General features: G+C 48.4%; 9 protein-coding genes. 4 read left to right on the top strand and 5 right to left on the bottom strand.

The window, feature by feature from the left end:
- Window positions 1-102: 102 nt before the first annotated feature.
- The 5 genes from pdxR to ABFZ84_RS07280 form a co-directional block, all read right to left on the bottom strand.
- Window positions 103-1,974, bottom strand: a complete 1,872-nt coding sequence (gene pdxR / locus ABFZ84_RS07300) for a MocR-like pyridoxine biosynthesis transcription factor PdxR (RefSeq protein WP_369313308.1) — start codon at window positions 1,972-1,974, stop codon at window positions 103-105.
- Between the two features lie 3 nt (window positions 1,975-1,977).
- Window positions 1,978-2,463, bottom strand: coding sequence for a MarR family winged helix-turn-helix transcriptional regulator (locus tag ABFZ84_RS07295; RefSeq protein ID WP_369313306.1), 486 nt, complete (start codon window positions 2,461-2,463; stop codon window positions 1,978-1,980).
- 33 nt (window positions 2,464-2,496) lie between these two features.
- Window positions 2,497-4,098 carry a BCCT family transporter gene (locus ABFZ84_RS07290; RefSeq protein WP_369313305.1) on the bottom strand — a complete coding sequence of 534 codons (1,602 nt, stop codon included), beginning with the start codon at window positions 4,096-4,098 and terminating at the stop codon, window positions 2,497-2,499.
- Window positions 4,095-6,092 carry a tetratricopeptide repeat-containing sulfotransferase family protein gene (locus ABFZ84_RS07285; protein WP_369313304.1) on the bottom strand — a complete coding sequence of 666 codons (1,998 nt, stop codon included), beginning with the start codon at window positions 6,090-6,092 and terminating at the stop codon, window positions 4,095-4,097. Before ABFZ84_RS07285 ends, ABFZ84_RS07290 begins: the two co-directional genes overlap by 4 nt.
- Before the next feature lie 94 nt (window positions 6,093-6,186).
- Window positions 6,187-8,706 (bottom strand): TonB-dependent receptor, encoded by a 2,520-nt coding sequence (locus ABFZ84_RS07280; RefSeq protein ID WP_407067079.1) that lies wholly within the window; start codon window positions 8,704-8,706, stop codon window positions 6,187-6,189.
- A gap of 403 nt (window positions 8,707-9,109) precedes the next feature.
- On the opposite strand from ABFZ84_RS07280, the gene ABFZ84_RS07275 reads away from it, so the two are divergent.
- The 4 genes from ABFZ84_RS07275 (at window position 9,110) to ABFZ84_RS07260 (ending at window position 14,055) form a co-directional block, all read left to right on the top strand.
- Complete coding sequence (locus tag ABFZ84_RS07275) at window positions 9,110-10,024, top strand: LysR family transcriptional regulator (RefSeq protein WP_369313302.1); 915 nt, start codon at window positions 9,110-9,112, stop codon at window positions 10,022-10,024.
- Between the two features lie 354 nt (window positions 10,025-10,378).
- Entirely contained in the window at window positions 10,379-11,047 is a 669-nt protein-coding gene (nfsB, locus tag ABFZ84_RS07270) for an oxygen-insensitive NAD(P)H nitroreductase (RefSeq protein ID WP_369313301.1), read from the top strand.
- A 178-nt stretch (window positions 11,048-11,225) separates the two neighbouring features.
- A complete protein-coding gene (locus ABFZ84_RS07265; protein ID WP_369313300.1) occupies window positions 11,226-11,612 on the top strand; it encodes a nuclear transport factor 2 family protein in 387 nt (128 codons plus the stop codon).
- Between the two features lie 172 nt (window positions 11,613-11,784).
- Window positions 11,785-14,055: an arylsulfatase gene (locus ABFZ84_RS07260; protein ID WP_369313299.1), complete on the top strand. Its 2,271-nt coding sequence runs from the start codon at window positions 11,785-11,787 to the stop codon at window positions 14,053-14,055.
- The last annotated feature ends 31 nt before the right edge of the window (window positions 14,056-14,086 follow it).

Below are 14,086 nucleotides of genomic sequence, written 5' to 3'. Positions count from 1 at the left end.
CAGCCCATCATCGCCGCAGATCAAATTCCGTGCAGGTAAGCTGACAAAGTTGTTGCCGCTCTATTAGGTCCAGTTTTTGATGATTAATGGAGCCAGAAAGGTTTAGCGCTCCGCTGTGTCATTCCCGTCGCGGACGATAACCGCATGATCAACACGATTTCCACCGTCGTCCAGCCAGAATATTCTGTCACCAACGAGTTCAACGTAAAAGCCCGCAACTTCGCCATAGGCCCAACGCGCCCATTGACGATACCAACGCTCGCCCTCGACCCACCATTCACCGGCATCCCGGTCTTCATTAGCGTAGCCCGCACGACCATCCATCTTTCCGTCATTTGATAAAATGATGTTACATGGCTCGCCATACACGGTCTTGTATCGGAGAGTTACATCAGAAAGACAGCGCTTGATCTCTTTGCCAGTCAGCCGCTTTTCTATTGCCTGCCCCGATGGCGATAACTTCTTTTCCTCAAGGTTTCGCATCAACGCAGAGAGCTGCTGAACGCCTGACCTTATATTTTCCGCTGGAATACTCGTCACGCCCATCCGGAACATATTAGAACGTCCGTGCACAGTCGAAAAATAATCCCGCGCCGGCTCAATTAGAATTCCGTGGGCTTCAGCTTCTTTTAAAAGATTATCTCCATCGAGCGAACCGGGGCCTCGAACCCAATAGGACGTACCACCCGCAACAGCAGGAATGGCAATAGAAAGAGGCCTATAATGATTTAATGCATCGCGCAGCGCAATAAGACGTTCTTCATATATCTTTGCGTGACGCGTTAGCATGGTGTCATAATGACCTAACGAAAGGAAAAACGCTGCCGTACGCTGATTATTTGGCGAGGGCCGACGCGTCGTCAAGTTCCGTAATTTTCTTGCCGCCGCAATGACATCTGGTGGCGCAACCAAAAAACCCAACCGTAACCCCGGCGCAAGAACCTTAGATAACGAAGCAACATAGAGGACTCGTCCATCTTGATCCAAACTACGAATAGCTGGAAGCGCATCTTGTAGGTAGTTCATCTCGCATTCGAAGTCGTCTTCTATAATCAAGAAATTATCGGCTTTCGCGATCTGTAGTAATTTTTTCCGGCGTTCAATCGAGAGTGTAACCCCGGTCGGGCGCTGTCGGCTGGGGGTAACATGAACCAAATCACGACCACCGAGTTGATCATCGACAATAAGCCCCTCGTCATCGATAGGGTGAAATGAAGTTTGCGCACCGCGTAACGACAATAATTCTCGCATTTCGGGAAGCCCTGGCTCCTCAACGCCCACCCGGACACCCGGCTTCACAAACAGTTCCGCCACAAGCGATAGCGCCTGTTGCTCGCCAACAGTTATCAAAATTTCATCGCGCCCAGCGGCGATCCCACGTCGTGGTAAAAGTTTGGTACGGATTTCATCAATAAGCATTTCATCATCGACATCACCAATATCAGTTGACCAATCGGCAACTTCATTGACGCCCAAAGCCAGTCGGCTCGCTTCACGCCATTCGGCAACTGGGAACAATGACCGATCATAGCGTCCTTCAAGAAACGGGTATTTATATTGTTGCCAATCGGGCGGACACTGAAAACGACTATGCCCCAACGCAGGGAGGACAATCTTATCGCGCGCGATCGAGCTTTGAATAGCTGTGTGTTTACCAACCACCAAATCACTCGATGCGAGCGCTCTGATTGACCGCTTCGCCACGAACACGCCGCTACGTTCACGCGATTCCAAATGCCCTTCTGATATCAATTGTTGATATGCTAGCGACACAGTGTTCCGTGCAACGCCTAATTCATCAGCAAGTTTACGTGATGACGGAAGTTTTTGTCCGGGTGGGAAAATTCCGTTGCTGATCGCCTCAAAAATACGTGAGCGTAATTGGGCCTGTAACGATCGACTGCTCGTGTTATCGAGCCGCAACAGAGGCGCTATCGATTTTGCCTTTCTCGGCCTGGCAGCTTTCTCGCTCATACATCATCCTTCCGATGTATTGCCAATCACACCCACATCGAGAACTGGCGCTGCATCGAGTTCTTCCGCATCGAGAAGCATAACGGTACGCTCCAGCCCAGCAACGAGAAATGACTGCTCCCAATCTTGTAGCTTATCGAAACCATGCTCAAATCTTTGTTGCAAGATACTTGGTGCATTCTCCAAAATAGAGACACCTTCCTCGGTCAAAACGACACTCACACGACGCCTGTCTTTTGCATCGGGTTTTCGTTGCACGAACCCGCGTTGCTCAAGCTTATCAAGTAGGGCCGAAACCGTTGCTTGGCTGAGGGAAACTTCGCGCGCCAGAACGGTCGGCGTTGCCGCCCCAACTTTGGCAATCACTTCCATCAGTATCAATTGTGACGGCGTCAGGCCGCACTGCTTCGCTAATGCCCGCGAGCTAATCTCAGTGGCACGCAAAATTTGGCGTAGCGCAATCAAAGCATGGTCTAGTCGGCTGGTCATTGGCAATCACTCGCGTTCAGGCGATGCCGACAATTACTTGCCAGCTCTCTCCTCCCGTAGACCGAGATAGAGGCTGACACAACAAGCAAGCAACACAACCGTAAATGGTAATCCGGCTGTAATTGCGCCCGCTTGTAACGAGGTCAGCGCCGCGGCCCCACCGCCCACCAGCAGAACAATCGCAACGAGCCCTTCCATCGTCGCCCAGAAAACGCGTTGTGGAATTGGCGCATGCAACTTACCGCCAGCAGTAATACTATCGATCACGAGCGACCCAGAGTCAGAAGAGGTGACGAAGAACACAATCAACAAAACGATTGCAACAAAGGATGAAATCTCATGAAGAGGCAAGTTCTCAAGCATCTGAAAAAGCACCAGCGAGACGTCTGAAATACCCGCAGGCAATTCGCCAATACCAGATTTTACTTGTTCAATTGCCGTGACGCCAAATGCACTAAACCAAACGATCGCGACAACAACAGGCATGACCAGCACGGCAGAAAGAAACTGACGAATGGTTCGACCACGTGAAATGCGCGCGATAAAACTACCAACGAAGGGTGACCAAGAAACCCACCACGCCCAATAAAATATCGTCCAACCGTGAAACCACTCTGTATCTTCACGATCGATCCAATTACTCAGCCGCAGGCTGTCCGCTACATAATAGAATGCATTCGCGCCAAAGCTTTTCAGGATCGCAAGTGTTGGCCCGGCTAACACCACAAAAACCAGCAGCATTAAAGCAAGAACAATATTTATGTTGCTCAATAAACGTACACCACCGTCCAGTCCGCGTACGACTGAAATGATAGCCATGGCTGTGATGCCACTGATTAGAATTATCTGCGTTCCAAGCCCATTATCAATTCCGAACAAAAATTCGAGCCCACTTGCGGCTTGCTTTGCCCCCAGCCCCAGGGATGTTGCAAGGCCGAACAACGTCGCCACCACGGCTAAAAGGTCGATGATATGGCCCGGCCACCCCCATACCCGCTCGCCAAACAGTGGGTAAAATGCTGAACGAATGGTCAGCGGTAGCCCTTTATTGAACGTGAAAAAAGCGAGCGACATACCGACAACCGCATAGATTGCCCACGGCGTTACGCCCCAGTGAAAGATGGTTGCGCTGAACGCAAGCCTTTCGGCCTCCGGTGTCCGTGCAGCTGCGTCTAGCGGTGTACCAAACCAATCTGTGTAATATGCAGTTGGTTCTGCCGCCCCATAGAACAAAAGCCCAATGCCGACACCCGCTGAGAACAGCATAGAAAGCCACGACAATATCCCGAAGTCTGGTTTTGCATCGGCACCACCAAACCGGATTTTGCCGAATGGTGAAAACCAAATAAACAAGCAAAATAGAAAAACGAGATTCGTCGCCAGGACAAAAAACCAGTCAAATGTATTCAGCGTCCAATCGCGAGCCCCGGTCAGCGCCGTGCCCGCACTGTCCGGAAATATGAGTACAGATCCAGAGAATACGAGAATCAAAACAGCACTAATAAAAAATACCGGGTTATGAATATCGAGGCCGTAGACCTCAATGTTGTCCTGCCCAGTTTCGTAATCAGTGTCATAGATAGATTCAGCCGGCGCTAATTCTTCCGGTAACAATTCTTCAGATTCAATCGTCACGCACGATACTCCGTCAATGCTGGGCCTAATGCTTCTTTTAATGTGCCCAGATAGGGTTCAAATTTACGCCATTGGTCAATGCCAGAACGGCTAATCGGCTGGCGAACCTGCTCGGAACTGGCTGTTCTCACTGATCGTTCCGTCGTGTGAAAATCAACGCAGGCCTGCTCGAACGGCAATCCGCAGAACTCAAGCATACGCCGAACTTGTCCTTCGAGATCACCTACAACGTCTTCATGTTGCACGCGCAGAATTTTCCCCGGCAGGGTAACGTCCCAATGACGCATAAGTTCCGTATACCCTCGATAATAGCGCCCAATTTGTTCAAGCCCATAAGTGAATTCTTGCCCCTCGGCAAAGAGCTGTTTAAAGCCGCTGAAGCAACACGCCATCGGTTCGCGGCGAGCATCAATAATTTTGGCATTGGGCAAGATAAGGTGAATTAATCCAATATGCCGAAAATTATTTGGCATCTTATCAATAAAAAATGGCGCAGATTGGCGATGGATACGCGTGTCTTCAATATACGCCTGTCCCATTTGCGCCAGATGGTCCGGCGTCAACTTATGTAAAACGGCAGGATATTCCGCTTCGTCGCTCATTCGTTTTTTGCCTCGAAGGCTTTGTGAAAGAGATAGAATATTCGGAAGCTCTAAAGTTCCGTCTACTTGTGAATGAGATGCCAGTATCTGCTCAAGCAATGTCGATCCTGCCCGTGGTAACCCGACCACGAATATCGGGTCCGGCGCATCATGACCTGCATTTTGAAACTTCTCGAACAACTCTGTGGTGCAAACCTCAGATTGCCTTTTGAGTTCTGCGTCCATGTCATCGACATTATACGAGCTTTGAAGCCTTTTTAGCTCGTTACCGCGGGCATAATATTCAAACGCGGTTTCATAATCGCTACGATCTTCATATGCCTTGCCCAAAGCAAAACTCAAATGAAAGCGATCGCGGAATGGTGTTTCATCGGCCGCCTCTGCGGCACGCATCGACCTGATCTCTTCATCCGTAAACCGATAGGTCTTTAGATTGGCAAGTCCGTAATATGCGTCGCCATGGTTCGGTTTCGCATGATAGGCCATCCGGTAAGAGGCTATTGCCTCTTTTTGGTGACCCCAAGTTTTTAATGCATGCCCACGAGACGTGAGTGTGGCTGGATCATTCGGCAACATTTCCAGGACCGAATCAAAAAGCTCAAGTGCACGTTCAAAATCACCCGTCTGTAGACTCTCAATTGCATAATGGGACTGGAATAACGGATTTTCTGGTTCGCGGTCATAAAGCGCTTTGGCTTGCGTTAATGCCGCCTCAAATTTTTGTCGTTTTCGCAGCAACTGAATATAATCGAGACGAAGCTGGATATTATCGGGTTCAAACGCAATGGCGCTTTCCAGCAGAAAGTCTGCCTCGTCCAAAACCCCTAATCGAGTGCCAATATCCGCAAGCAAACGCATTGCTTCGATATGGTGTGGATGATGCTGAAGGAAATGGCGGCATAATTTTTCTGCCTTCAATAATTTTCCTTCGTGCAGAAAATTCAAAACCCCTAACAATTCACGCGGTAGCTGTTTTAATCGCTCTGCTTGTTGTGCAGCTTGTTCAGCTTCACGCTCGCGCCCTAGTTCTTTCAAAATTTCGCTCTGCGCGCGCCAACTTGCATCCAGTCCGGGATTTGCTTGAGTTGCGCGGGCATATGCATTTAGCGCTTTATCGATTGCACCGATTCCCCGATACAAATGCCCCTGCTCTTGTAAACCACGCCCAAAATCAGGAACAGTTTCTTGCAGTCTTTTCAGAAACCCGAATGCGCCATCAATATTTTTCGCATAACGAGCACATACCGCACTCATATAAAGTGCGTCAGGGTTGTCAGGCGACGACAGTAAAACATCTTTCAACAATTCGTGCGCTTCACTCAGGTTTCCTTGAGTGATTAGTTTCTGTGCGGCGATAATTGCGTCGGATTTTTTCTGGTCAGTTTGCGCCATAAGGCCCTAACACTATCACTTATCTAGCCCTTAAAGAAGTAATAGGCACCCACAAGGAGTGCCTATTACTATTCGCTGTGATTATTGTACCGGTCTAGTTAAAGTCCACCGTCACACGCATACCATATGTGCGTGGCCGATTAATTGTGATCCGGTTCCGGTCATAACCAAAAAAGTTATTCAGGTCTGCACGCTTATTCGTCAGGTTATCTGCGAACAAATCAAGCCGCCAATTATCTTTGGCAATACCTGCGGAAACATTCATCAACATATACGCATCTTGTTTTGCGCGGTTGATCGCAACGATATCGCTCCATGATGAACCGGAATACGTCACTTGCGGCATCACATGCGCAGTCATATCGTCGCCGACATTCCATTCATAGCGAACCCGAAGGTTGCCCTGGAATGTTGGCGCATGTGCGAGATCGCTACCCACAGGAGCAATCGCCGTCGTCGCCGTAAGGATTTCTTTAATTTCGGTATCAAGCACCGAAAATGCACCAGCTACCGTTAAGCCTTCGACTTGATAAGGTGCCCAAATAACATCGCCCTCAATGCCTTTTACTTGTGCATTGGCCGCGTTATCTGAGAAGAAAAGATTGACAATATTTGGATCAAAAATTGTTGTCTGCAAACGGTCGATATCCATGATGAACGCGTTACCATTGATCTGTAACGTATTTTCAAAGAGACTCATTTTCCAACCGGCTTCATAGTTGGTCAATTCATCAGTATCGACCATACCTGGAACAATTCCGCCAGCACCCGCAGGACGATTAAGCAGCGGCGAACGGAAACCTTCAGAGTAAGTTACATAGAAGAGCAAATTATCTGTCGGGGTAAACGTCAAATTCCCCTTAAAGATAAATCCATCCGTCGTTGCCTGATCCGGCAGATCCACCGTTTCGCCACCAATAACAACCGAACTGGAGCCATTATAAAGCGTAGTCAGATTGGCACCAAAAACTTGCTGATCTTCAGTTTGTCCAAAGTTTCCGAATGACGAATTCGCAGATCCTTCGAGATCAACGCTAATATCGTACCAGCGAACACCACCGGTAACAGAAATCAGTTCCGGTACGACATCAACTGTAACCTCGCCAAACAACGCGATCTGTTCATCTGTACGGGTAATATCATTTCTAAATATCACACCGTCGGGTGCCGGCCCAGGGTCAGTCGTTAGCGCACCCGGGAGCGGAAAGTTCGGTGCAAACCCGAATACACCTGGCGTAAAGCTTTCAGCGAACATTGAACCGGGATAGGTGAAATCATTCCGCTCTTCAATTTTTTGATCGCTATAATACCCACCGATAGTCGCATAAACGCGTTTGTCTTTTGGCGTATTGAAACGCAACTCCTGAGTAAAGACTGTCGTATTGGTCAACGAATTCACAAACAAATTCGGTGCCTGACAATTACCACTTGGGTCCGATGCGCCCGGATAGCTCACCGAACCATCACAAATATAATATGGAAGATACTGACCAACAAAGAGGTAATCAGTATAGTCAATAGTTTGCTGTGATTTGCGATCGAGATATGCACCCGTGTAAAGCGCTTCCAACGCGCCAAGACGCCCTTCAACTGTCCACGACGTGGAGCCATAGCTATCTTCTAATTCATCATTTGAATATCGCTGAATGGATAGCTGATCTGGATCAGGAAGCTCTGGATCATAAAAGAAGACACCATCAGATTCGATCCGCTGGCGCGAATGATTTACGTAAACACGCCAGTCGTCATTCACCTCATACAAAGCCCCCAAACGGAAACCAAGATAATCGGTATCATTGAAGTTTTCTTCGACGAGGCTCGAATTGTTGGCTTCGATGAAATTTACGCCCGACAGATCGGCCCCAGCCTGAAATCCATTCTGAGATGAATCAACAACGACGCCATTCCGACGCACAGTACCGGCTGGTCTAAACCGTCCAGACTCAGAGGCATCACGCGTGCCTTGAACATTATCAATATATCCGCCGCGCTGATCAGAATAAATCACACCGCGAAACGCAAGGCGGTCCGTAGCCGGAATGTTTACTACACCCTCAACTTTATTCGACATTTCGCCACCTTCAGTGAACGAAACACCGCCGCTCAAGGTTGCAGAAAAACCATCCAGATTTGGCTTGTTTGTAATCAAACGGATCGTTCCCGCCTGAGAGCTTGATCCAAACAATGTGCCTTGCGGCCCCGAAAGCACCTCTACACGCTCTAAATCAACCGCATACACGTCGAGATTTCGGCCAACTTGTGTCACCGGTTGCTCATCCAGATAGAGAGCCACATTCGGCGCAAGGCCAGCCACACCCGCAACTGTTAGCGTCGGCGTAGAAGAGGCTACGCCACGCACATAAATTGTACCCTGACCGGGTCCGCTGCCGCCGGCGGTAACGCCGGGAAGCTGCTGAAGATAATCCGAGAACACATCAACATCGAGTTCATCAAGGGATTTTTCCCCCAACGCCTGTACAGCAATTGGGATATCTTGCGCGCTTTCGCTCCGCTTGGTGGCTGTAACCACAATTTCATCAACCTGCGCCAAAGCCGCGCTGGACATAACGGAAGAAACGGCGATCAGAGATGCGCCGGTCAAAAAGTGTTTCACAGAGTAATCCTCGGATTCTTGGGCCCGCCCCAACCGGAGGGCCTAGTGACGTCGGGACGCAACGACGCGCTCTCGCGCATCAGATCTGGTCATGCCGACGGATAATGGTGACGTTCGTGTTATAGGGGGTAATTCGAAAAACGAAAGATATATGAGCAGATAAAATCAGAAATGCCCTTAAGTATTTGTTTTCTCACGCATTGTTGCATAATCAACACAGTACCAGAATGCAAAATATAGGAAATTTATTCGATTTTCGAAAATTCCGGATTTCCAACAACCCGCGCCTATAAACTCGACCCTCTTTAGCTTTCGCTTTTGGCTTTATTGACGACGTCGCTCGGTGCAACCTTGCCCCACCCAAAGAAAGACCACGGCACCAGTCACCTAGCGAGAATTAAAATTGTCCTTCGATGTAAAAAACCTTGAGCTATTTGTCCGTGTCGCAGCGCTAGGTGCCATCGGACGAGCGGGCACGGAATTTAAGCTATCACCGACCAATGCAACTCAACGCATTCAAGCACTTGAAGCTGAACTTGGTGTGAAATTGTTCAATCGGACAACACGTGCGATCTCACTGACACCAGATGGAGAAATCTTCCTGGAGCACGCGAAACGAATTCTGAACGATGTCGAGGATGCCCGATCAGCACTTTCACTCACGGCGAAATCTGTTGCAGGTCACATACGCGTCACTTCATCTGCCTCTTTCGCGCGATCACATATAGTGCCCTTCATTCCCGAATTTATCGATCAGTACCGTGATGTTACGCTAGATCTAAACCTGACGGACTCGATCGTTGATATCGTTGAGCAAGGATATGACCTCGCTTTCCGAATTGGTGAACTTGTTCCTTCAACGCTCTTAGCGCAGAAAATTGATGACAACCCTCAAGCTCTGGTTGCCTCCCCGGAATACCTTGCGCGTTCGGGAACGCCGGAAACTCCCGCAGATTTAGCAGATCATATCTGCATTCCTTTAGGAGAAACTCGTCTATGGCGTTTGATGGCCGAAGACGGCACCGTTCACGAAGCCCGGATAACCGGTCCAGTCAAAGTCAATTTAGGGAATGCCGTCGGCGCGTGGGTCTTGGCCGGGATGGGTATCGGACACACAGCGCTATGGCATTCAGGACCAGATCTAAAAGCTGGGCGATTGGTACAAGTCCTGCCGAAATTTAAACTCAGGCCAGACACCAAAATTTGGGCCGTTCGCCCCCCGGGACGACTAATGCCAGCAAGAGTCAAAGCATTTCTAGATTTCATGCAAAGCCGCATTATCGAGACGAACCAGGCGCAATACGGCACCCTACTGTGACGCCTATTGTTTTGATTTTTGGAATAATGTTTTCAGTTTTATACAGATAGTTCTATTTTAAAAAATTGTTAGATACGGGCCACGAGAGAAAGGACCGTATCATGATGCACAGACAAACCAATTGGATGAACCTTATAGCCCGCGCTGAAAGCAGCGTTGGCACAGCCAAAATACAAAAACGGTCTAAGAATTTTCATCCCCGCAAATCGCAGTCGGCATCAAAATCTGACGTCACGCCCTTCGTGTTTCCAACACTCGATCACAGCATCGTCAGTCTTTCTGCCAAAACCCTTTCCGCAAATCAGTCCGCATCACGGACTCATTAAACTTCATGCAAATTAGAGAGATATGATCATGGACAACGATATCACTTACTATGCCAAAAAACGTCACGCGACGAAAACGTATGACCCCTCAAAAAGAATCCCTGACGAGACAATAGAAAAAATCAAAGAGCTACTTCGGTTCAGCCCATCAAGCACGAACGCTCAACCTTGGCACTTTATTCTCGCATCGACCACCGAAGGGAAAGAACGCATCGCAAAGTCCACTGAGCGTTTGTATCCGTTTAATCGGAATGCAATTATCAATGCATCACATGTGGTCGTATTCGCTAGTCGCCTTGCCATCGAAGATGATTTTCTGAATCGAGTGCTTGAACAAGAAGACAAAGACGGACGTTTCGACGGCGATAAAGACACCTTTAAACCTCAAATGCATGCTGCACGGAGTATGTTCGTAAACTTGCATAAGCAAGATTTTAAAGACGTACAGCATTGGATGGACAAACAAGTTTATTTGAACATTGGCCAGTTCCTTCTTGGCGTCGCGACACTCGGTATCGACGCAACACCAATGGAAGGAATTGACATCAAAGCTCTCGATGACGAATTTGGACTACGTGAAAAAGGCTTTTCCAGCTTAGTTGTCGTTCCACTTGGTTATCATGACCCGGAAACTGATTTTAACGCAGCACTGCCAAAATCGAGACTGCCATACGAAGAAATTTTGACAGAAGTGTAGCGCGCTTCACCGCATAACTCCCTCCGTACACGGTAATATTGTCGAATTTTTCGGAAGAAGCACCAATCACGCCCAAATATCAATATATGGGCGTGAAATGCCTATCAATTATGCACATTGTAACGTTCATTTTTTCAAATAATGCCATAGCGGGCATTCAGCTTCAGAGGGTTTCGGCATGACAAATAATTCCAATGAACTAACGCAGGCCGCCAAAAACTTTTATGACCTAATGTTCAATCAATGCGCACCTCGCGAGGCCATAGAGAATTATGTCGGCGATGAATATGTTCAGCACAATCCTGAAGTTGCCGACGGGAAAGAAGCATTTGTCGAGTATTTCGAACGGATGGCGTCAGAATATCCGGGCAAACGAGTGACAATCAAAAGGGCTTTTCAAGATAACAATCATGTAATCCTTCATTGCCATCAACAATGGCCAGGAGATCACGACTATGCGGGAATAGACATTTTTCGTTTCAACGAAGACGGAAAAATTGTGGAACACTGGGACGTTCTCCAGATCGTCCCCGCAACAGCACAAAATAAAAATTCAATGTTTTAAATTAGTGAGAAGCCGCAATGGCTTAATTGCGGCCCGGCCAACAATAAACACGCTGCCGTAAACACAACTTAGCATAATATTTTCGCCAAAGTAATATGCGCTCCTGAGCAATTGGGCCGCACAAGACATGACATAATCTATGGACCAAGAATCCCTAACCCATGGAGATGGCATGTCGCGCTGTTCTATCGGAAAACTCGCATTCTTAATGAGCACGGCCATCATTATGGTCTCAAGCGCTGCGGCCGCAGAACAAGAAGCCCGTTCACCTGAAGCAAAACATCAATGGCAGCACTACCCGTCTCCTCCGACTGCGCCTAAAGACGCGCCAAACGTCCTGATCATTATGACCGATGATGTCGGCTTCGGCGCAAGCAGCACCTTTGGCGGAATTGTCCCTACGCCAAACTTAGACCGGCTGGCTAAGAACGGATTACGTTATAATCGCTTCCACACGACCGCAATGTGCTCCCCCACCCGCGCCGCGTTGTTGACCGGACGCAATCACCATGCCGTTAATACTGGTGCCATTAACGACCTTAGCCTCGATCGGGACGGCTATACTTCCGTCATTCCAGAAAGTGCTGCAACGATTGGCGATATTCTTGGCCTCAATGGTTACGACACAGCGTGGATCGGAAAGAACCACAACACACCCGTTTGGGAAAACACACCAATGGGCCCATTCGATCGATGGCCAAACGGATTAGGTTTTGATTATTTCTATGGTTACAACCTATCTTACATGGATCAATTCGCGCCGACGCTCATCGAAAATCGAAACCAAGTGGAACTTCACCCAAGTAAAAATTATAGCCTTGAGCGCGATTTTGCGGACCATGCTATAGACTGGCTACGTCAACAAAACACTTATGCTCCGGATACGCCGTTTCTTTTATATTATTCCACCGCTACAGCGCACGCCCCCATCCAAGCCCCCGATGAATGGTTAGAACGTTTCCGAGGTCAGTTTGACGATGGCTGGGATGTTATGCGCGAAAGAATATTCGCGCAGCAACAATCAACAAAAAACGTACCGACTTCCGCAAAGCTGACTTCACGCCCGCCGCAAATCCCTGCGTGGTCATCAAGAACACCTGAGCAACAAAAATTCGATGCGCGCATAATGGAGGCCTATGCCGCCATGCTGGCTTATTGCGATGAGCAGATAGGCAGAATCCTCGACGAATTAGAACAAGCTGGTGAGCTAGACAACACGCTCGTCATCTTCATCCAAGGGGACAACGGCGCTGCGACGGAGACACTTGATGGCGCACTAAACGAAATTGCGATGTTTGCGTCTATCGACACAAGTGAAATCGACATGGAAAAAAATATAGACTTAATCGGTACAGCTAAATCTCAACCCGTACTGCCTACGGGGTGGGCATGGGCTTTGAATACGCCGTTTCAATGGGGTAAACAATACGCTTCGCATTTTGGCGGTACACGGAATGGTCTGGTTATATCCTGGCCAAAGTACATTAAAGCAAAAGGGGAATTGCGGTCTCAGTTCCACAACATTACCGATATTGCGCCGACCATTTTCGAGGCCATAGGCATCAAGCCAGCCAAAAAGGTTCAGGGCGTAAAGCAACAGCCCATTGACGGAACCAGCATGATGTACTCTTTCAATTCCGCCGATGCGAAAGATCAAAGAAACGAACAGTATTTTGAAATCATGGGGAACCGTGCATTCTATAAAGACGGATGGATGGCATCAACTACGCCCCGCCGTTTGCCCGGCTATGGTTATATTTCGGAGGACTATTCTTGGGAGCTATACAACGTAGACGAAGATTTTTCCCAAGATAAAAACTTGGCAACAGAAATGCCAAAAAAATTAAGCAGCTTGCGCAAAGACTTCACCGACGTTGCCACAAAAAATTCAGTCCTTCCCATCAGTGACGAGTTTCTCCCACGCTTCTCACCCGATAAGCGCCCAAATGCATTCGAGGGCAGAGATAAGGTTGTGTTCTACCCAAGAACGACAGCCTATTCTGGTACGGCCTTTCCTAGCCTTTATAGCGACTGGACGGTCGATGCGAAGGTGACCGTGAGCAATCAGGCCGAAAGCGCCCCGATCATTACGCGAGGGAATCGATTCGGCGGTTGGGGTCTATTTATAGATGACGGAAAACCATTATTGGTCTATCGCGCAAGCCACCTTGAAAAAGATATAATCACCATAACGTCGCCCGATACGCTAGCGCCCGGTGATCACAGCATCAGCGTCCAACTTGAACGAACGCCCGAAGATAAGATGAACCATTTATCGTTGATCATCGATGGGAAAATCATTGCAACCCAACAAGTGTCGCAACTCGCTCACCCCGGCGTAGAAACCTTTATTGGGCGATTAAGTGCAATCGAACTAATTGAAGATCTTCAAATCCCCTACAGTACTCCGGGCGTCGTTCAATCAATCAAGGTTTCCTTTTAAGGACCAAAACTTGAAACATTGCCGACGTTGA

The sequence above is a fragment of the Hyphococcus lacteus genome, assembly GCF_041058985.1.
Taxonomy (GTDB): Bacteria; Pseudomonadota; Alphaproteobacteria; order Caulobacterales; family Parvularculaceae; genus Hyphococcus; species Hyphococcus lacteus.
Note: the sequence above shows the minus strand (reverse complement) of the source record. Positions and strands in the feature narration are given on the sequence as shown.

What these genes read in the sequence shown, in the direction of transcription:
- pdxR (WP_369313308.1), bottom strand. Translation starts at nt 1,974, where the DNA reads ATGAGCGAGAAAGCTGCCAGGCCGAGAAAGGCAAAATCGATAGCGCCT.
- ABFZ84_RS07295 (WP_369313306.1), bottom strand. Translation starts at nt 2,463, where the DNA reads ATGACCAGCCGACTAGACCATGCTTTGATTGCGCTACGCCAAATTTTG.
- ABFZ84_RS07285 (WP_369313304.1), bottom strand. Translation starts at nt 6,092, where the DNA reads ATGGCGCAAACTGACCAGAAAAAATCCGACGCAATTATCGCCGCACAG.
- nfsB (WP_369313301.1), top strand. Translation starts at nt 10,379, where the DNA reads ATGGACAACGATATCACTTACTATGCCAAAAAACGTCACGCGACGAAA.
- ABFZ84_RS07265 (WP_369313300.1), top strand. Translation starts at nt 11,226, where the DNA reads ATGACAAATAATTCCAATGAACTAACGCAGGCCGCCAAAAACTTTTAT.
- ABFZ84_RS07260 (WP_369313299.1), top strand. Translation starts at nt 11,785, where the DNA reads ATGTCGCGCTGTTCTATCGGAAAACTCGCATTCTTAATGAGCACGGCC.